Source organism: Sulfuriflexus mobilis, from assembly GCF_003967195.1.
Classification (GTDB): Bacteria; Pseudomonadota; Gammaproteobacteria; order AKS1; family AKS1; genus Sulfuriflexus; species Sulfuriflexus mobilis.
In genome coordinates this window covers 920,500-939,941 of record NZ_AP018725.1, presented here as the reverse complement: position 1 = coordinate 939,941, position 19,442 = coordinate 920,500, and the positions used below count along the sequence as shown (strand labels likewise).

General features: G+C 54.6%; 22 protein-coding genes and 1 tRNA gene. 11 read left to right on the top strand and 12 right to left on the bottom strand.

Going from position 1 to position 19,442, the window contains the following annotated elements; translation table 11 throughout:
* Positions 1-218 precede the first annotated feature (218 nt).
* Both EL386_RS04830 and EL386_RS04825 read left to right on the top strand, forming a co-directional pair.
* Positions 219-683, top strand: a complete 465-nt coding sequence (locus EL386_RS04830; RefSeq protein WP_126453965.1) for a DUF4124 domain-containing protein — start codon at positions 219-221, stop codon at positions 681-683.
* 10 nt (positions 684-693) lie between these two features.
* Positions 694-1,038: a phenylpyruvate tautomerase MIF-related protein gene (locus EL386_RS04825; RefSeq protein WP_126453963.1), complete on the top strand. Its 345-nt coding sequence runs from the start codon at positions 694-696 to the stop codon at positions 1,036-1,038.
* A gap of 138 nt (positions 1,039-1,176) precedes the next feature.
* On the opposite strand, the gene EL386_RS04820 is transcribed toward EL386_RS04825, so the two are convergent.
* Positions 1,177-2,253, bottom strand: a complete 1,077-nt coding sequence (locus EL386_RS04820) for an alkene reductase (RefSeq protein ID WP_126453961.1) — start codon at positions 2,251-2,253, stop codon at positions 1,177-1,179.
* Positions 2,254-2,306: 53 nt separating this feature from the next.
* A complete protein-coding gene (locus EL386_RS04815; protein WP_126453959.1) occupies positions 2,307-2,963 on the bottom strand; it encodes a peroxiredoxin-like family protein in 657 nt (218 codons plus the stop codon).
* Positions 2,964-3,182: 219 nt separating this feature from the next.
* On the opposite strand from EL386_RS04815, the gene EL386_RS04810 reads away from it, so the two are divergent.
* On the top strand, positions 3,183-3,773 hold the full coding sequence (locus EL386_RS04810; RefSeq protein ID WP_126453957.1) for a TetR/AcrR family transcriptional regulator: 591 nt from the start codon (positions 3,183-3,185) through the stop codon (positions 3,771-3,773).
* Between the two features lie 100 nt (positions 3,774-3,873).
* Here the strand turns inward: EL386_RS04810 and EL386_RS04805 are convergent, their stop codons facing one another.
* On the bottom strand, positions 3,874-5,496 hold the full coding sequence (locus EL386_RS04805; protein ID WP_172597617.1) for a methyl-accepting chemotaxis protein: 1,623 nt from the start codon (positions 5,494-5,496) through the stop codon (positions 3,874-3,876).
* A gap of 210 nt (positions 5,497-5,706) precedes the next feature.
* The gene (locus EL386_RS04800) at positions 5,707-6,828 is read right to left on the bottom strand and encodes a site-2 protease family protein (RefSeq protein WP_126453953.1); all 1,122 of its coding nucleotides are present in this window, start codon (positions 6,826-6,828) and stop codon (positions 5,707-5,709) included.
* Between the two features lie 243 nt (positions 6,829-7,071).
* Here EL386_RS04800 and EL386_RS04795 point away from each other — a divergent pair, with 243 nt between their 5' ends.
* Positions 7,072-7,755 carry a ParA family protein gene (locus EL386_RS04795; protein WP_126453951.1) on the top strand — a complete coding sequence of 228 codons (684 nt, stop codon included), beginning with the start codon at positions 7,072-7,074 and terminating at the stop codon, positions 7,753-7,755.
* A 60-nt stretch (positions 7,756-7,815) separates the two neighbouring features.
* Here EL386_RS04795 and EL386_RS04790 read toward each other — a convergent pair whose 3' ends face one another.
* Both EL386_RS04790 and EL386_RS04785 read right to left on the bottom strand, forming a co-directional pair.
* Entirely contained in the window at positions 7,816-8,127 is a 312-nt protein-coding gene (locus EL386_RS04790; RefSeq protein WP_126453948.1) for a hypothetical protein, read from the bottom strand.
* A 108-nt stretch (positions 8,128-8,235) separates the two neighbouring features.
* Positions 8,236-8,311: transfer RNA gene (locus EL386_RS04785), tRNA-Ala, on the bottom strand.
* Between the two features lie 410 nt (positions 8,312-8,721).
* Between EL386_RS04785 and EL386_RS04780 the strand changes: the two genes are divergently transcribed.
* The 3 genes from EL386_RS04780 (at position 8,722) to EL386_RS04770 (ending at position 11,634) form a co-directional block, all read left to right on the top strand.
* A complete protein-coding gene (locus EL386_RS04780; RefSeq protein ID WP_126453946.1) occupies positions 8,722-8,991 on the top strand; it encodes a DUF4124 domain-containing protein in 270 nt (89 codons plus the stop codon).
* A gap of 274 nt (positions 8,992-9,265) precedes the next feature.
* On the top strand, positions 9,266-10,975 hold the full coding sequence (locus EL386_RS04775; RefSeq protein WP_126453945.1) for a proline--tRNA ligase: 1,710 nt from the start codon (positions 9,266-9,268) through the stop codon (positions 10,973-10,975).
* A gap of 26 nt (positions 10,976-11,001) precedes the next feature.
* The gene (locus tag EL386_RS04770; protein ID WP_126453943.1) at positions 11,002-11,634 is read left to right on the top strand and encodes a lytic transglycosylase domain-containing protein; all 633 of its coding nucleotides are present in this window, start codon (positions 11,002-11,004) and stop codon (positions 11,632-11,634) included.
* Between the two features lie 60 nt (positions 11,635-11,694).
* Here EL386_RS04770 and EL386_RS04765 read toward each other — a convergent pair whose 3' ends face one another.
* From EL386_RS04765 to EL386_RS04745, 5 genes are all read right to left on the bottom strand, one after another.
* On the bottom strand, positions 11,695-11,970 hold the full coding sequence (locus EL386_RS04765; RefSeq protein ID WP_126453941.1) for an acylphosphatase: 276 nt from the start codon (positions 11,968-11,970) through the stop codon (positions 11,695-11,697).
* Positions 11,967-12,746 carry an efflux RND transporter periplasmic adaptor subunit gene (locus EL386_RS04760; protein WP_126453939.1) on the bottom strand — a complete coding sequence of 260 codons (780 nt, stop codon included), beginning with the start codon at positions 12,744-12,746 and terminating at the stop codon, positions 11,967-11,969. Before EL386_RS04760 ends, EL386_RS04765 begins: the two co-directional genes overlap by 4 nt.
* Positions 12,746-14,071: a TolC family protein gene (locus EL386_RS04755; protein WP_126453937.1), complete on the bottom strand. Its 1,326-nt coding sequence runs from the start codon at positions 14,069-14,071 to the stop codon at positions 12,746-12,748. The genes EL386_RS04760 and EL386_RS04755 overlap by 1 nt, the downstream gene beginning before the upstream one ends.
* 33 nt (positions 14,072-14,104) lie before the next feature.
* Positions 14,105-14,638: a thioredoxin family protein gene (locus EL386_RS04750; RefSeq protein ID WP_126453935.1), complete on the bottom strand. Its 534-nt coding sequence runs from the start codon at positions 14,636-14,638 to the stop codon at positions 14,105-14,107.
* 96 nt (positions 14,639-14,734) lie between these two features.
* Complete coding sequence (locus EL386_RS04745) at positions 14,735-15,235, bottom strand: TlpA disulfide reductase family protein (RefSeq protein ID WP_197722150.1); 501 nt, start codon at positions 15,233-15,235, stop codon at positions 14,735-14,737.
* A 144-nt stretch (positions 15,236-15,379) separates the two neighbouring features.
* Between EL386_RS04745 and EL386_RS04740 the strand changes: the two genes are divergently transcribed.
* Positions 15,380-16,780, top strand: a complete 1,401-nt coding sequence (locus EL386_RS04740) for an aspartate ammonia-lyase (protein ID WP_126453933.1) — start codon at positions 15,380-15,382, stop codon at positions 16,778-16,780.
* 261 nt (positions 16,781-17,041) lie between these two features.
* On the opposite strand, the gene EL386_RS15765 is transcribed toward EL386_RS04740, so the two are convergent.
* Positions 17,042-17,644 carry a LysM peptidoglycan-binding domain-containing protein gene (locus EL386_RS15765; RefSeq protein WP_232020247.1) on the bottom strand — a complete coding sequence of 201 codons (603 nt, stop codon included), beginning with the start codon at positions 17,642-17,644 and terminating at the stop codon, positions 17,042-17,044.
* Between the two features lie 422 nt (positions 17,645-18,066).
* On the opposite strand from EL386_RS15765, the gene arsC reads away from it, so the two are divergent.
* From arsC to EL386_RS04720, 3 genes are read left to right on the top strand one after another with little or no spacing between them, the layout of a single operon-like run.
* Positions 18,067-18,414, top strand: a complete 348-nt coding sequence (arsC, locus tag EL386_RS04730; protein ID WP_126453931.1) for an arsenate reductase (glutaredoxin) — start codon at positions 18,067-18,069, stop codon at positions 18,412-18,414.
* 20 nt (positions 18,415-18,434) lie between these two features.
* Positions 18,435-19,028, top strand: a complete 594-nt coding sequence (gene wrbA / locus EL386_RS04725) for an NAD(P)H:quinone oxidoreductase (RefSeq protein ID WP_126453929.1) — start codon at positions 18,435-18,437, stop codon at positions 19,026-19,028.
* Positions 19,029-19,030: 2 nt separating this feature from the next.
* Complete coding sequence (locus EL386_RS04720) at positions 19,031-19,402, top strand: DUF2069 domain-containing protein (protein ID WP_126453927.1); 372 nt, start codon at positions 19,031-19,033, stop codon at positions 19,400-19,402.
* The last annotated feature ends 40 nt before the right edge of the window (positions 19,403-19,442 follow it).

The following is a 19,442-nucleotide window of genomic DNA, read 5'->3' as shown; positions in this document are numbered from 1 at the left end:
CATACAAAAGGCTGAAAAGTTGCCCGAAATGAGGGCATTTCACATATACCAAGCCAATATGAGAAAGTACTTATAATGGGCCGCCGGGTCAAGCATATCATTGAAAAAACGGGGCTTTCGATACAAATTGGAAAAAATCATGACACATGATCTGCGTCACTAACGACTTTTCCACATTCGCGCTATAGTTGGGCAAAACCAGCACAAGGGGCTTATGCATGTCTAACAAGCTGTTCTCTACCGTAATCGCCAGCATATTTGCCGGCCTGCTCTGCCTGGCCAGTCCGGCCATGGCCACGCTCTACAAGTGGGTGGACGAAAACGGTATCACCCAGTACACCCAGACCCCGCCGCCGAAAGGCGACTTCAGCCAGGTAACGCCCCCGCCCAAACCCGCCGTTGATCCACAGCAGGTGCAGAGCGAGTTGGAAAAACGTCTCGAGGGCTTTCAGGAGCGCCGTGAGAATGAGGCCAAGGCCAAGGCCGAGGCCGACAAGAAGGCTGCCGAACAGGCCGAACAGGCCGCCAAGTGTGAACAGGCCCGCAAGAACCTGACATTCCTGCAAACCCATCCTCGGATACGCGCCATTGATAAAGACGGCAAGGCCACCCAGCTCGCGGAAGAAGAGCGTCAGGCCCGCATCACACAGGCCAACGAGGCGATCAAACAATACTGCAAGTAAGGTAGCCTCTATGCCCCTCGTGAAGATCCAGAGTAATGTCGAACTCGATGCAACCCACTGTGAAAGCCTGCTCAAGGCCATTTCCAGCCTCACTGCCGAGGAACTGGGCAAACCTGAACGCTATGTCATGGTCGCCATCGAACCCACCACGCCGATGCTGTTTGCCGGCAGCCCTGACCCCACCTGTTACATAGAACTGAAAAGTATTGGCCTGCCGGAGGCCAAAACCGCTGACCTGTCGCGTATCTTGAGTCTGGAAATCGAAAAACAACTCGGTGTGGCCAAAGAGCGGGTTTATATCGAGTTTGCCGATGCCCCGCGCAAGATGTGGGGTTGGAACGGCGGCACCTTCTAAGCCGGAACCCGACTCTTGCTGCTGGCTAAACGACGCGGCAAGTGGTCGGCGGCTGATAGGCATTTTGAATAATATCTATTGCCCCGATCACCGGGGATGCATAGCAGCGATAATTTTCTGATACCCCATCAGATGTCACTATGCCTGCATGAACGGGTAATCGGTATAGCCGTGCTCATCGCCACCATAAAAGGTATTTTGATCCGGTGCGTTGAGGGGGGCATTAACCTTGAAGCGTTCAACCAGATCCGGGTTGGCGATATACAAGGCACCAAACGCGACCATATCGACATCACCTTGTTTAATGGCCGCTTGCGCCCGCTCCCGGTCATAAGCATAATTCGCCATATAGAGGCCACCGAAATGGTCTTTTATTTCACGATAATTCACCTTGCGTTCACCCGTAGTTATGTCACCTTCAACAGCATGCAGGTAGGCCAGGCCAACAGTACTCAGGCGTTTGGCAACCTCGTTGAAGGTTGTCTGTGGATCTGAGTCACGAATATCATTAAAGCTGTTTTCAGGTGAGATGCGTACACCCACCTGATTAGCAGGCCAGACGCTAGTGACCGCATCAATGACCTCCATTAACAAGCGACAGCGATTTTCCACGGAACCACCATACTCATCCGTGCGCTGGTTGGTACCATCACGCAGGAACTCATCCAGCAGATAGCCATTGGCCGCGTGGACCTCAATGCCATCAAAACCCGCCTGTTTGGCGTATTCAGCGGCCTTACGATATTGCTCAACAATGCCGGCAAGTTCTTCGGTTGCCAGTGCGCGCGGTGTGACAAATGGCTGCAGGCCTGTATAGGTAAAGGCATCACCTGCAGGGCGAATCGCGGAAGGTGCAACGGGCAAGGCATCATTTTCATGGAAAGAGGGATGCGAGATACGGCCGACATGCCATAGCTGTATAAAAATGTGGCCGCCCTTCTCATGCACGGCATCCACCACTTTTTTCCAGCCATCGGTTTGCGCCTGTGTGAAAATCCCCGGCGTCAGCGGATAACCAACGCCCTGTGTTGAGATCGGACTCGCCTCGGTGATGATCAACCCGGCACTGGCGCGTTGTTTATAGTATTCAACATTGATGGCCTGTGGCACCAGTTCGGTCGTTGCACGATTGCGTGTCAGTGGGGCCATAACCATCCGGTTTTTTAACAGGCTTGGGCCGAGTTGCAAAGGGGTAAAAAGATCTGTCGTCGTCATGTAATACTCCGCTTTATTCATTGTGTATGAATATGTTTTTTTATATCGTGTTGTTAAAGATTGCGCAAGGCATCAAGAATATCTACCGGCTCCATGCGCATCGTATAGTTTTTATCGACGTGCGCCGCGACAATCGTGCCATCGGTGGCGATAACGTAGGTTGCCGGGATGGGGATCTCATAACTGGCATCCCCATTGGCGGCCGGTATATCCATTCCCCACTCCAGGTACAAAGGTCGCATTTCCTCGAAAACCTCCATGAGCAGGCCGTAACCACGCGCGGTCTTGTTGCCTATATCGCTGAGCACATCAAAGCCAAGCTCATGGACGCGAACCGTCTCTTTTGCATTCTGCGGGGTTTCTGGTGAAATACCGATCAGGTTTGCCCCCAGGGATTGTATCTCCGGCAGGATATCCGTCAGGGCCCGAAATTCGAGGTTACAAAACGGACACCAGCCGCCACGGTAAAAGCTGATCACCAGCGGGCCTTGCTCCAGCAAGTCGGGGAGTTCTGTCATACCGCCGCGGCTGTTGGTGAGTGCAAAGGTGGGTGCCGTGTCGCCAGGTCTTTTCGCCTTTATACCTAGCTCAGACTGCATGATCTTCTCGAAACTCTGCGTCACGGTCTGGCGTTGCGGTTCATCCAGGTTCTGCATGAAATTGGCGACGGTGGCCTGACATTGCTCATTGAGAGAGCTGGACTGGGACATTCGGGTCTCCTTTGTTGACTGTTATTATCAAAACGAACGGTTAGATATTAGATCGAAGCTAACCATCCGGTCAAGAAAAACTCCTCGTGGTTTCCCCTAACAAGATTTCTTTTGTTTTACAGAGGATTAGATAGATCTATGATTATAGTAACTTGACTAGTATCAGTTATGGTGCAATATTTATAACTATACGGTTAGATTAAACGAAATGGTGCCAAGATGGGGCGTAGCAAGGAATTTGATCCTGATGAGGTCCTCGACAAGGCCATGCACCTGTTCTGGGAGAAGGGCTATGAGGCCACTTCCATGAAGGAACTGGAGCAGGGGCTGGGGATCAACAAATTCAGTATTTACAATACCTTTGGCAATAAACATGCACTGTTTCTGGCCACGTTAAAGCGTTATGCCGCCGGTGCCGGGCAGGTGCTGCTTGATTCGCTGGTGGCGGAAGATGGGATTAAATCACTGCACCGCTTTTTCGATGTCTTGCAGGGGGTGCTGGAGAATCAGTCTGTGGTGAACGGCTGTTTTCTGCTCAATACCTCCATGGAATTATGCTCTGCAGACCTGGAGGCACGCTCCGTTATACAAGGCTTTGCCCACCATCATGAAGACGCCTTCTATGCCGTGCTGAAAAATGCACAACAAAGGGCTGAGCTACCCGGCGATATGGATCTGAAAGAATTTTCGCATTTTCTACTGACGGTCAGCCGGGGCATGGTCGCAACGGCCAAGATAGAACAGGGTACCCGCATGGTAAAAAGTAATGTGCAATGCATTAAGGCCCTTCTTAACAGTCTTAAGCCCTAATAATCTGAAAATGCAATACAAAACCAAGCATGCCGGGGCACAGCTGGAATCCCTTCCGTCTACACCCCGGCAACAAGCGCTCAATTTACATCCATGATACTTATACTTTAAACACACTAATCATTTGTTGCAGGTCATACGCCGTGCGTTCCATCTCCTGACTGGCAGCAGCGGCCTTTTCGGCATCGTGTGCCGCCTGTACGGCCAGCGTGTTAATACCGACAACGTTCTGGTTTATGTCCTCAGCCACATACGACTGTTCTTCTGCCGCCACCGCAATTTGACCATTTTGCTCTGCAATATTTGAAACCGCACGGGTAATGGCCGTCAGTGCCTGCCCCGCCAGCTGGGCCTTATCCACTGTAGTCAGGGTTTTCTGTTGCCCGTGTTCCATGGCCTGAACGGCACCCTTGGCGCCTATCTGCAGGCGCTCAATCATTTCCTGAATCTCCTGGGTAGATTCCTGGGTACGGCTGGCCAATGTACGCACTTCGTCGGCAACGACCGCAAAACCACGACCCTGTTCCCCGGCGCGGGCGGCCTCAATCGCGGCATTCAGTGCCAGCAGGTTAGTCTGTTCGGCAATACCCTTAATAACATCCAGGACAGAACCAATTTGTTCGGTATCTTTTTCCAGGGTGTTAATGGCTGTTGAGGTCGTCTGCACATCTGCCGCCAGGTCATTTATCGACTTGGTCACTTCTGCAACAACCTGCTGGCCATTTTCAGACTCCTTATCTGCAGCCTGTGCCGATGCAGAGGCATCACTGGCATTTCGCGCAACTTCCTGAACCGTTGCAGTCATTTCATTCATGGCCGTGGCAACTTGCTCAATCTTGTCTTCCTGTTGATTGATATTAAGTTTTGTCTCCACACTGAGTTCCGTTAACTGTTTAACGGAAATGATAAACTGCTCACTGGTTGACGCTATTTCCCTGATCAAGTTCTGGATTTTGGCGATAAAGACGTTGAAACTGGCAGACAGCTCAACGACTTCTTTTGCACCGGTTTCTTCCATACGCTGGGTCAGATCACCTTCACCGCTGGCAATATCATTAAGCGACGTCACCACATTGGTAAACGCCTTTTTGATACTGCGTATAATAAAGAAGCCTATCAATACACTTGTGAATATCGCAATAACAGTAATAATCAGCGTTCTATTCAGGGTTTCTTTATTGCGTGAAACCATGTTTAGTTGAACCTCACTATTATGTGCCTGTTCGGCATTAGTCAGTTTCTGAACCTCAACACGGACTTTCTGCCAGTTAGGGTGCTCTTCTGTTGTAAGCTTATTTGTGGCGGCTTCGATATCACCGGACTTGACGAGATCAAGCACCTCCATTTTTGCTTTACGACATAACTCCCAGTGTTTCTTGATTACCGCATAACTCTCTTGTCTTGAGGCATCCTGTGACGAAACAGACTGGGCAAGACTAAACGCCTCGTCAAAACGCTTGATTGCTGCAGGTACAACCTTATAGGGTTTTTTCAAGTGTGGTTTGAGCACCAGGTTACGCAGCGCCACACCTGACAGCAGGCCATCGGAAAACATATTCTGGTACGCCGTTTGGCGAACCAGATTGTCCTTAAAGAACCGGTCTGACTCTTCTGCTGCCGAGAACATTCCGCCCAACGCACTCCACAGTGCCAAAACAAACAAGACTATAACAATCCCGTTTGCAGCGGTTAATTTTAGCTGGATACTTAGATTTCGAAACATAAAGGTTACTCCCGACAACTGGTCTGGTGTTGCGATGCTGTGACGATGAAACTGGTACCTTATTATCGGCATGAATATTCAATTCATTACCATTAATTCAGTATTGTTATATGTCCCGACAATAATGATTTACCCCTGTGATCACAGGGTTTATTGAATGCTGTTTGTATTCGCTGAACAGATGAAACCAGAAACACCTCGAGAGTACGATTAACGCCCGGTCTCACTATGCAACTGCAATATCTTCAGCAGGTACTCGCGATCTATCCAGCCGACGATATCGCCAGCCTCAACCACCGGCACCTGATTGAGGGCATGGTCGCGCATCAGAATGAGCACCTCCTTTACACCACTTGAGGGTTTAACGGTATAAAGACGTTCGCGTGCCGTCATGATCTCCCGCACCGAAGTATCCGCCCACTGCTGGCGCGGCAGCGCGGTGGCATCGCTCAGGGTTACGAGGCCGATAATGCTATCGCCCTGCTTGACCAGGTAGGCGCGCTGACTGCTCAGCAACACGTGTTCATCAACCCAGTCGAGTACGCTCATCTGTGCGGACACCACGGGCACATCCTTGCGCATAATATCGCCAACGCTAAGCCCGCCGACGAGTTGGTCGGTAACATAGGCGCGGCCACTGGCCTCTGCGGCACTGAGCAGGAACCAGCCAATACCCATGAGCCAGATACCGTTTATCAACAGACCCGTCTGCAACACGGTCAACAGGCCCATGAACATGAGGCCGTAGGCAACCAGCCTGCCACCGAGCACGGCCCATTGCATGCCCTTCATGGCGTTGCCCGTGGCCATCCACACCAGGGCACGAAACACGCGCCCGCCATCAAGCGGGAACCCGGGTATAAGGTTAAAGAGCGCCACGACCAGGTTAATGGTCATCAGCCAGTCGAGTGATTCGAACGCGATAGCGCTGTACCCGCCCCACCACCACTTGAGGAGATAAAACAGGCCGGCAAGGGCCAGGCTCACCGCCGGGCCGGCAATCGCAATCCAGAACTCGGTAGCGGCGGTAGCGGATTCCTTTTCCGTCTGTGCCACACCACCGAAAATAAACAATGTGATCGATTGCACACGGATACCGCGGGCAATGGCAACCAGGCTGTGGCCGAGTTCGTGGAGGATGATACTGGCAAAAAACAACAGCGTGGTGATCGCCGCCGTCAGCAACGAGGTGAGGGTATCCCACTCCGGGTGTCTGTCCATAAACAGGGCCAGGAGCGAACTGCTCAACAGGAAGAAAATGATGAACCAGGTGTAATGCACACCAATGCGGATGCCCGCGATGGTACCTATACGAAAGGACGATTCCAGCATTTAGACAACCACTTTTTTCAGGGATATTGATCTGACAATAAATACTAACCTAATTTTAGCGAAAAATCGGGGGCTTAAGGAAAGGTATTGGCCGAGCCATGCCGGCTATATCAGCAGTAGCTTATTTAGCTCTGGCATCCCTACCCGCCAGGGGCACAATATAAACACTATGAAAAGCCCTAAGATTGGACTAGAATTTTAATTAGTCAATCTAACTGAATAGACGTTCAGGACGAACCAGACATGCGTCGTATTCTCATCACCAATGCAAAAGGCGGGTGTGGCAAGAGTACACTTGCTACCAATCTCGCCAGTGCCTATGCCTCAAAGGGCTATCGCACCGCGCTGTTCGACTACGATGAACAGCTCTCCAGTCTACGCTGGTTACGCCAACGTGAAAAAACCAACCATCCCCCTATCCACGGCATTAATGCCTCGCACAACCCTGCGCAGAACGTTACCCGCTCGTGGTTGCTGCGTGTACCGGACAATACCGAACGGGCGATCATTGATACCCCGGCGGGGCTGAAGGTGGCTGACCTACTGCAACAACTGCAGGCAGTCGACGACATCCTCGTGCCGGTACTGCCCTCGCCTATCGATATTCAAACCACGGCAGATTTTATTCGCGACTTGTTACTGATTGGAAAAGTCCGCGAACGAGGCATCCGCCTCGGGATTGTTGCCAACCGTGTGCGCATTAACACCCTTTCCTTCCGCGCGCTGGAACGCTTCCTGAAAAGCCTCGATATCCCCGTTATCGCTCGACTGCGCGACACACAAAACTACACCCGCGCTGCCGAACAGGGTTGCGGCATTCAGGAGATCAAATCTTCGAGTAACAAGGCCGATATTCTACAGTGGGATGCCCTGACCGACTGGATTGAGGCCGAAGCCACGTTTCAGGAACAACAAAAACACGCCTGAACGATCCCTGGCCTCACGGCAAGACCCCGCGCGCCATCAAGTTGATTTTTTCAATGGCTACTAACCCTGAACAGTGCATTGTACCGTGGCCGAAGCGGTGGCGGTGGATGCGCAGCGCACCACAATCCACAAGGCCCACCACTTGCGCTCGCATGTCGCGGTCGGCACCGGGGCATTCGTTCCGCCCGGCACCTTCAGGCAACCCGGCGCGCACTGCGCCGCATTGATCTGATTGGTTAAGTCGTTCAATACCGCTGCCTGCGCACGTGCAATCGCCGTCCTGCGGTTTGAAGACGTGGAGACACCCCAACTTGTACGGGTCTTGCTACTGGTAAAGGTGTGTTGTCCTGGACAATCGATGATCACTGGCATGGTCATTTCTCCCTGAATGATGACTGAGTGAGAATATATGCAGGCAATTTCAAGTGTACTGACCTATTGCTCCACTCTGGCCTGCCTGTGGGCCATTGTATTTATAAATGGTGGAGCCGAGGAGGATCGAACTCCCGACCTTCGCATTGCGAACGCGACGCTCTCCCAGCTGAGCTACGGCCCCGTATCTGAAATTAAAATACCTATCTCCCCGATTTATAAGCTATCACTCGCCAGTAGCGGTTGAGACGCTAAATGTTGCTTAACCGAGTGTCCGGAAAAGTGGGGGCACTTCAATACCCTGCCTCGGTCTACCCCGTTTCACCTTCCCAACCTTCACACTCTAAGGATCAATTTTTATTAAATTTTTCTGCCAGGAGGCCATCATGTAAAAGAAAAGCCCTGCTAGATGGATAAGATGTATGAGAAATAGTTATTCATCCCTGAGCCCCCGACCATTCCCTTATAAGTGATATCTTCCCTTCAGCCGATTAAACCCCTCGCCCACAGCCCTGTCAAACATCTTCCTTAACTTTCAGAATAACTCCCATATAGGGGTAGGCTTCGGCTTACAAAGGCCTATAATTAATCACTATGAAAAAACTCCTTCTCATCCTGCTCTTACTCGGTCTTGCCGCCGCGGTGTTTTTTTACCTGAATCCAGCGTTGCGCCGCGAGGCCACCGACTTGCTGAAATCCTCGGGCCTGCAGCCGGCCTCGATGGCGGTGTATAAATGGCGTGATACCGCTGGCCAGTGGCAGTACACCCAGGCCCCGCCCCCCGAGGGCACGCCGTTTGAGCGCGTGGAGGCGCGCAGTGATGTGAATGTATTGCCTGTGCCGGATGAGTTGAAGAATAAGTAGTTTTTTCAGGTCTGCTTTATATATTACCCCCCCCCACCCTAGCCCTCCCCCGTCAAGGGGGAGGGGAAGTATTGTAGGTATCCCTCCCCGTCAAGGGGGAAGGGAAGTATTATAGGTAGCCCTCCCCTTCGAGGAGGAGGGGAAGTATTGTAGATAGCCCTCCCCCGTCAAGGGGGAGAATCGAAAGCCGCATTTGAGTAACTGCGTGTACCTGAGAGACCCAAAACCAAGTAGAATAGCCCCTCTTTCATCACCTTATATAAAGACTACTGCTATGCGCACTTCCCGATTCCTGCTCGCCACCGTCAAGGAAACCCCGGCCGATGCCGAGGTGATCAGCCACCAGCTCATGCTCCGCGCCGGGCTTATCCGCAAGATGGCCGCCGGCCTGTATAACTGGCTGCCGATGGGGCTGCGCGTGCTGCGCAAGGTCGAGGCCATTATCCGCGAGGAGATGGACCGCGCCGGGGCGCAGGAACTGCTCATGCCGGTGGTCCAGCCCGCCGAGCTGTGGCAGGAGTCCGGCCGCTGGGAGCAGTATGGCCCGGAGCTGCTGCGCATCCATGACCGCCATAGCCGCGAGTTCTGCCTTGGCCCAACCCACGAGGAGGTTATCACGGATCTTATCCGCCGCGAGCTGCGCAGCTACAAGCAACTGCCGGCCAGCTTCTACCAGATCCAGACCAAGTTCCGCGACGAGATCCGGCCGCGCTTCGGTGTCATGCGCGCCCGCGAGTTCATGATGAAGGATGCCTATTCCTTTCACCTCGATCAGGACTCGCTCGACGAGACCTACGCCATCATGCACGCGGCCTACACGCGCATCTTCAGCCGCCTCGGCCTCGAGTTCCGTCCCGTGCATGCCGATACCGGCAGCATCGGCGGCGCCGTCTCGCACGAGTTCCACGTGCTCGCCGCCTCCGGTGAAGATGCCATCGCCTTCAGTGACGGCAGCGACTACGCCGCCAATGTCGAGCTGGCCGAGGCCGTGTGCATGACCGAACGCCCTGCCGCTATGGCCGAGATGGCCACGGTGGAGACACCCAACCAGCACAGCATTGAGGAGGTCAGCCAGTTCCTCAAGGTGGAGAGTTCGCAATGCCTGAAGACCCTGATTGTTAAGGGTAAGGACGATGGCCTGGTGGCCCTGGTGCTACGTGGTGACCACGAACTGAACAGCATCAAGGCCGAAAAGCTGGAAGGCGTGGCCAGCCCGCTGACCATGGCGGATGAAGAAATCATCCACAAGGCTATTGGCTGCAAGGTCGGTTCGCTCGGCCCGATAGGACTTAATATTCCTGTCATGGTGGATCGCGCCGCCGCGGCCCTGGCCGACTTTGTCTGTGGTGCCAACACAGAGGGCAAACACCTCACCGGTGTGAACTGGGTCCGCGACCTGCCGGAACCGGCTGCTATAGTGGACATACGTAACGTGCTTGAAGGCGACCCCAGCCCGGATGGCCAGGGCACACTGTCGATCGCCCGTGGCATCGAGGTCGGTCACATATTCCAGCTCGGCCAGAAATACAGTGCCGCCATGGATGCCAATGTGCTGGATGAAAACGGCAAGCAGCAGACCATGACCATGGGCTGTTACGGCATCGGCGTGACCCGCGTGGTGGCTGCCGCCATAGAGCAAAACCATGATGACAACGGCATTATCTGGCCGGATGCCATCGCGCCGTTTAACGTCGCCCTGCTGCCGATGAATATGCATAAGTCGCAGCGCGTTCGCGAAGCCACGGAAAGCCTCTATACTCAGTTACAGGCGGCCGGTTTTGATGTGCTGTTTGATGACCGCAAGGAACGCCCCGGCGTCATGTTCGCGGATATGGAGTTGGTGGGTATTCCACACCGTATCGTCGTCGGCGAGAAAGGCCTGGATGCCGGCACGCTCGAGTACAAGGGCCGCCGCGATACCGACAAGACCGAGATTGCATTGGACAGCGTGATTGAGTTCCTGAAAGAGAAAATTTGTCTCTGACGAGAGTTCTGGTTAAGGGTGCAAAGATGATAGCCGTACATCGATTTTTTGCCTTCTATTCTCCAACCGCCCTTTTGCGGTTACGGCGCGGCGTGGCGGCGCTGCTGCTGGTGTGCACCGGTTTGGTAGTTTCCTCGCATGCACTTGCCGCCACACAGGAACACCCCGATAACGAACTGCGTGACCTGCTAAGCAAGGCCATTAACAGTGCCGACAGTTTTGAAGACCGCTTTGATGCCGAGGTCTGGCTGCTGGACATGTCGAACCGACTTGAGAAACGTGTCCCCGATACCCGGGAACGCCTGAACCTTCTTAAGCACGTCCATTACGAAGCCAGCCGTGCCGAGTTGCCCCCCGAGCTGGTCCTGTCCGTGATTCATGTCGAGAGCAATTTTGATCGTTTTGCCATCTCGCGTGTCGGTGCCCGCGGCATGATGCAGATCATGCCCTTCTGGCTCAAGGAGATCGGCAAGCCGGATGACAACCTGTTTCACCTGCGCACCAACCTGCGTATGGGCTGCACGATCCTGCGACACTATATCAACAAGGAACGGGGTAACCTGGTGCGCGGATTGGCGCGTTATAACGGCAGCCTCGGCAGCACCCGTTATTCAGACAAGGTCCTGGATGCGCTGGCCAAGCGTTGGTATCGCAGATAATTTATGAATTAGAAGTAGGGTGCGCTTTGCGCACCCTACTGATGATGCACATGGGTGTACTTAAACTCGCACTTCGAATGTCGTGCTGACTTCAAGCGCCTCTACTTCTTCGCACACCACGTCGTTAACCTGCGCATGCGGCGGACCTTGCCAGAGCCAGTCCTGAAGTTGTTGCAGTTGTTGTGCCGGACCACAGGCCTTGAGTTCGACCCGGCCATCGGCCAAGTTTCTTACCCAGCCCTTAAGGCCCAGGCTCAGTGCCTGTTCCTGGGTGGCGGCACGGTAAAACACCCCTTGCACATGCCCACTCACGATACAGTGGACACACGGCTTCATGGCAAATGGATCACCGCGTGTTGCCCGAAACGTACCACATCGGTGGCGGCAGGGAAGCGGACGGCGACGGCATACAGCCCTTGCTGGGCATCGACCGGTTCCATACCCAGTTCAACGATCTCACCCCGGTAACGCTGGCCACCGGTACTGACATCAACGGCCTCGCCAATACGCAGGGCACTCAGATCGGAAACCGTTAACCGGCCCCGGGCGATGTAGGCATCACTGGCGGCGAGGGTCAACATGGGCACGGCCTGTAACTGGCTAACAACGGTCTGTCCGACCTCGACCTGACGAGCGATCACTACAGCGGCAAAGGGTGCACGGATCATGCTGTCAGCCAGGTCCTTGTCGGCATTGGCCAGCGCGGCATCGGCCTTTGCCTGACTGGCCTGTGCGGCAACGTAGGCATTTTCAGCCAGTTGCAGGTCACGATCGGACAATACCGTACGGTCATAAAGTTCCTGGGCACGTTCCCATTCGCGCTTGGCCTCCGCCAGGGCGTATCGGGCGGTGCGTTGTGCGGCCCGGGCCTGTAACACTGCCGCCTGGTAACGTGTGGCATCCAGCGCCAACAACAGCTGCCCCTTCTCGACACGTTCACCGGTCTTCGCATTGACCTCGGCGACCATGCCCGACACCCCTGTGCTCATTTCCACGCGTTGCGACCAGTTCACGGTGGCGTCGATATTCGCCGCCAGCACCGTATTAAGGCTCAGCAGCAGCGATACGCCGACGATTAGACTTTGCAAAAAAATATTACGTGAACACACCATTATTGTTTGCCCTCCCCGGTCGCAACCGGTGCCTGTGCATAGACGGGTTTACCCAGCAAGGCATCAAGACGCGCCCATGCCATCGCGGTTTTAAATCGGGTTTCGGCCATGTAACGCTGTGCCTCTGAAATCTGCACCATGGCATCACCGAGATTGGCCTCGGTCTCCAGTTCATAGAGCGCCCGGCGTTGGTCCAGGTATAACTCGCGGTAATTCAACTGTGCGGTGGCCTGATCCATTTGCGCCTTTAATGAACCCAGTTCCAGCCAGGTATCCAGCACAGCCTGCTCCAGTATCCATTGTTGCTCAGTGAGGCTTGCCCGTGCCAGACGTAACTTTGCCCGCTGTTGGGCAACCAGTGCCTTGTCGCTGCCACCGGATAAAAGCGGGATATTCAGGCGCAGACCCACGCGCACATCGTCGCGCGAACCAAAGGTACGATTGTATTCACTGGCCTCGAACTCTCCACTCAGAACCGGGTTATACGTAGCATGCGCCTCATCAACACGGGCCTGTGCGGCCTGTATGCGCGCCTTGGCGGCATGCAGGAGGGGATTATTCTTTCTGGCCTGCTCCTGCAATAGCTCAATATCCGGGAGCTCACGTTGCAAGGATGCCAGCTCGGGGGCTTGCAGGGTGGCGGGTAACTGGTTGGGGAGGTTCATGGCAAATGCCAGGCGTGCCCGGGTACTGCGCTGGCTGGCCTCACTACGATAGCGCCGCAGACGTACCTGTTCGTAACCGTTTTGTGCATCGAGTACTTCTATGTCGGAGAGCTGCCCTACTTCGCGGCGATCACGCGCCTTGTCGAAACGGATAAAGGCCGTGGCCATATCCTCGTTATCACGCAGGTACTCGAGGTCCGCCAGCAAGGTATCGAAATAGCGCTGCATGATTTCCAGACGCCGCTGGTTGCGCGCATCAATGAGGTTTTTTTGTTCTCCCTGTATGACGGCGGCGGCGGCCTGTTCGGCAGCGGCGCTACGGCCAAAGTCGTAGAGGTTTTTACTCGCCAGCAGGCTGATGCTGCTGTCATCGTGACTCTGGTCCGCAGCACTGGTGCTCGGCTCGACGTAACGGACGCGCGCGTCGATAGAGACATTCGTGCCGGTCAGGGCCTCGGCATTCAGACGTTCTGATTCGGCCAGGTCGATCGCCGCACGCGCCTGTTCGAGTTCCGGGTGGCTGCTGTCTGCCTGTTGCAGGGCAAACTCCAGCGTAATCGTTTCCGGCATGGTGAGGGTTTCATCTTCGGCGCTGGCCAGTGTAGCGATGCCAGCTAGCGCTACCAACACACACCGGCTATACAGTGAAGTACGTGACATCAACAGAACCTACCCGAACGCATTCTATAATTTTTATTTTTTTCGTTGTTCGCGCTTGTACTTGGTAAAGCGCATTTCTTTGTATGTCTCTTCCGCGACAAAGCGTCCCAGCAACATGAATTCATCCTTACCCGAGGTCTTACCAATATGGCGGACGACACGCTTGCCTTCCATATCGTAAAAGGCAATAACCGGTGTCGCACGCACACGGTTCAGCTTGAAGGCGAAATCCTTCATTTTCATGGTCTGACCTTCAAAGTCGGTCATTTCCACGTCACCCTCGATATCGATGGCGAACAGGGCAAAATTCTTACGGAAGTAGTCCTGTACCTCGGGCTGATTCAGCACGGTATTTTTCATGTAATGACAGAACGGGCATTCATCCTGTTCGAAAAACAGCATGACCGCCTTCTTGCCCTCTTCCCTGGCAACCTGCAGCTCCTCGGAGAAATCCCCCAGTGACTGGTTGAAGAAATGCACATAGGGGTCACGCGGCGCTTCTTCGGCCTGAACGGCAACACTAAACAGCATGGCAAGCACACCGGCAAACACATTTCGCAGCAACATAGGCTAAATCCTTATAAGGAACCTGTCATCAACATAGTCGACTGCCCGGCAGGACACCAGCCCCGGATGCACAGCCAGGACTGTGCAGACTAACAGTCAACATACCTGGCTGGATTTATCGCGGCAAACCTCGGCCATATAATTTTCTATCATCTTACCCGTCAGGGGTCCAACGTTGCGCGCCATCACCTCACCCTTTGGCGAAACAATATACGTGGTCGGCAGGCCCGGTATCGGCCCCAGCATATACTCGGCCTCGGCATCCGGGACCCCCGTCAATACCGGGTAGCTGATGAAATAGGTATCAGAAAAATCGAGCAATCGTTCAGGCGTCAGGGCCTCGGTGTTGATACCCAGCACCACGGCATCCTTGTCTTTATGCTTGTCATGAAACTCCACCAAGTCCGGGATCTCATCCAGGCACGGTGGGCACCAGGTCGCCCAGTAATTCACCACCACCCACTTACCGCGATAGTCGGAAAGTTTGTGCGTGTTGCCATGGATATCCTTGATAGAAAAATCCACGGCCTGTACATTGCCCATCAACAGGCCGCTGATGCCCAGTATAAAAATCAGTTTGTGTACTGCAAAACGCATTGTATTCTCCTGGCCTGCCGGTTTTCTACCCAAGTTAAGACCGGTAAAGCCAATATCTGTTCCCTACGAGGCTGAGTTCGCCGCCGCATTGTGGGATAATTGCCCCTATTATATATCAATCAAGCGCTTACGAGACCCCTAAAGATGGACGATCATAACAAGACCCGCATCGAAAAAGACAGCCTGGGCGAGCTCCAGGTGCCCGCCGATGCCTGGTACGGCATCCAGACCGCCCGCGCCATCACCAATTTCCCCATCAGTGGCCGCCGCCCGGATGTCGATTTTGTCCATGCCCATATCCGCATCAAACGCGCCGCCGCCGTTGCCAATTGCCAGCCGGACTGGTTAACGGCACAACAACGCGACGCCATCGTCGAGGCCTGCGACAAGGTCCTCGCCGGCGAATACCTGGAGCAGTTCGTCGTCGACCGCTTCCAGGCCGGTGCCGGCACCAGCCACAACATGAACAGCAACGAGGTCATTGCCAACCTGGCGAATGTCGCCCTCGGCGGTAAACGCGGGGCATATCAGCCGGTTAACCCGAATGATCACGTCAATATGGGGCAGAGCACCAATGACACCATCCCCACAGCCATTCGCCTTGCCGCACTGGCCAAGCTGCCCCGCCTGCTTGAGTCCGTGGAGCGCATGGCGGCGGAATATGCCCGTATCGCCGAGCAAGAGGTCGATACGGTCAAAAGCGCCCGTACCCACCTGCAGGATGCCGTACCGACCACGCTGGGTCGCGAGTTTGCTGCCTATGCCTTTACCCTGCGCCGGATGGCCAGGCAAATCGAGGCCTGCCATGACCCCCTGTGTGAAATCGGCCTTGGCGGCTCGGCCGCCGGTACCGGCCTGAACACCTCACCCGGCTATATCGAAAACGTCGCCAAAGAACTGGCCCGCCTCACCGGCGAGGCGATTCGCCCGGCCGCTGACCTGGCCGCGCAGATGCAGTCGATGGGCGACGTGCAAAACCTCTCCGCGGCGATCCGCGGCCTGACCCTGGAGCTGACGCGTATCAGTAACGACATGCGCCTGCTCGCCTCGGGTCCGCGCACCGGCCTCGGCGAGGTCATGTTGCCGGCGGTGCAGCCCGGTTCCAGTATCATGCCCGGCAAGGTTAACCCGGTTATGTTCGAGATGCTCAACCAGGTCTGTTATCAGGTCCTCGGCCAGGACCACGCCATTGCCCTCATGACCCAGGCCGGCCAGCTCGAACTCAACGTCATGATGCCGGCCCTGGGCTCGGCCCTGTTTGACGCCATGGACTGGCTCAGTAATGCCATGAATGCCGCCACCGAGAAGAATCTCAAAGGCATCCGTGTGGATCGTGAACGCTGCGCCAGTTTCCTGCATAACAGCGTCGGGCTCGCCACCCTGCTGAATACACATATTGGTTATGCCAAGGCCGCCGAGATCGCCAAGGAGTCTGAAAAAAGTGGTAAGCCGGTGCGTGACATCGTTGCTGAAAAGGGGCTTATGGACATTGATAACTTTGATGCCATTGTGCTCAAGGCCGCGCGGGATGGGATCGTAGAGTAAGGTGATTGATGATTTATATGAGTGCTGATCGATGATTGTGAAGGCCAATTCAGCGCATAACGCGCAATCCACGGCCTGTATCAACATGGGCAGATAGGCTTGTACCACCATTGATGAATTTAAGAATTCATCAACCATCGATCTGCGAGCCGTTCCCGGCCATCCATGGCCTTCACGGCATAAGTACATCCATGTACAAATCATCGATCCAAAAAAACGCCCGGCAATGCCGGGCGTTTTTATCATAAAGCCTTAGCTTTATTAGCGTGCTAAGTAAGCCTTGTCAGATTCCTCGACAACACCAATGGCCCAGGCACCGCGGGTCTTGGCATGACGAATTGCGGCATCGACATCAGCAGATGAGGCGGCACGGTCAATGGAGAGGTCCTGTCCCGGGAAAATCAGGTCGGCATCATTGATCTGGCTGCGGTTAGCCTTGTAGATCAGTGGCCACTGGTATGGGTCGCCATAGATGCTGTCCTTACCAGAGATGTTCCACAGGTTATCGCCCCGTTGAACCGTGTAGCTGTTTGCTGACTTGGTTTGTTCGGCCAGGGCCTGTGCATAACCCAGTTCTGCCTGACGGCGCGCCTGGTTAGCCAGTTTCACACACTTGCTGGCATCACCTGCTTTCAGGGCAGCCTTGGCCTTTTTGATAATCTTGCCAGTATCACGCCATTCACCACCAATACTGGCAGCCTTTTTACGGGCAGCCTCGGCAGCGGCCAGTTCGGCCTGACAAGTGGTGTCTTTGGCAGCCGGTGCAGCGGCAGGCTCTTCCTGTTGAGTGCTGGCACAACCGACAGCGACGGAAAGGACCAGTGCGCTGAGGGCACCGTGCTTGAGAATGTTGGTTGTTTTCATTGTGTTATAACTCCAAAGGCCGCTCATCGCAGCAATGTACATAGGTCATTAAACTATGTGTCTAAGATGCTGGTTTTCCAGCTTATATCTAATTCAAAAACTAGCATCCGTTCCCGCGGGCTGTCAAGTAACTACCCGCTTATTTGGTGTTATAACGCGGTTTTTTTTATTGCCAAAGCCCTGCCTTCCGGCCTCGTGCAGCAAACGACCGCCGTCATCTGGACCTGGTGGCTTGCCCTTAGCCTGCCTGCGACCTCAGCGAGCAGACATTATCCTCTGTACACCAGGCCCGCGCCGATAATCTGCAGCCGCAATTTGCCGCTAATATCGGGTAATGTCGGCTAAAACCAGCTGCCGGCCTCTAGGCTGCCAGGCACGCACAAGGTAAAATATGCTGATCTTTGCACTGACAGGAGCACCCGATGAGCACCCGCATCTATCACAATCCACATTGCAGCAAGTGTCGCGAGACCCTGGCCTTGCTAAATGATGCCCATGTCGAGGCCGAGATCGTCGAATACCTGAACACACCACCGAGCCGCGAGGAACTCGTCGAGATCCTGGCGATGCTTGATATGCGGCCACGTCAGCTCATGCGCCGCCACGAAGAGGAATACAAGGCGAATCATCTCGACGATGAGACGCTCAGCGACGATGCGCTGATTGATGCCATGCTACGCATGCCGAAACTCATAGAACGACCGATTGTGGTCAGTAACGGCAAGGCCGTCATTGGTCGTCCGCCGGTTAATGTAAAATCCATCCTCTGAATTCCCCAAGGCCAGCCCTTATGCAGACCATTCTCGTCCTTTATTACAGCCGCTATGGTGCCACCGCTGAAATGGCACGACGTATCGCCCGCGGTGTCGGTGAAATTGACGGCATGCAGGCAAAACTGCGCACGGTGCCCGAGGTGTCTGCTGTTTGCGAGGCCACGGCAGACACTATCCCCGAGAGTGGTGACCCTTATGTCACGCTTGATGACTTGCGTGATTGCGCGGGCCTGGCGCTCGGCAGCCCCACCCGCTTTGGCAACATGGCCGCGCCCCTGAAGTACTTCATCGACTCGACCAGCAGTCTCTGGTTGAGTGGCGCCCTGATTGATAAACCGGCGGCGGTATTTACCTCCAGCTCCAGTCTGCACGGTGGCCAGGAAACCACCCTAATGTCGATGATGCTACCGCTGTTGCATCACGGCATGCTCATTACCGGTCTGCCCTATTCGGAAACCGAATTACTCAGCACCCAGACCGGCGGTACACCCTATGGTGCCAGTCACCTCGCCGGTACCGAAAGCAAACTGCCCCTGTCTGAAGAAGAGGCGCACCTCTGCCTGGCACTCGGTAAGCGCCTGGCAACGATTGCCCACCGACAACAAGCCTGACGATGAGTAACAGCCGGTTTTATTATGTCCTCGCCCTGTGCGGGCACCTGGGCCTGCTCGGTCTGCTAATCGTCTGGAACGTGTGGCTGTACCCGCCGACCATCTTCCCGGTGGCCATTGTCCTGCTGTTTTATATCGGACCTTTATTGCTGCCCCTGCAAGGCCTGCTACACGGGCGTTTGTATACCCATGCCTGGGTGCATTTCCTGGCCCTGTTTTATTTTACCGTCGGGGTCATGATCGCCGCGGCCAACCGTGAAGAACGCTGGTATGCCATCGCCCAGGTGGTGCTGAGTATCATGTTGTTTATGGGGAGTATGTTGTATGTGCGTTACCGGGCAAGAGAGCAAAGAATGAACGCACAGAACTTATAGGATTAACCGGATTATTCTTGGGTCAGCATGTAGGGTGCGC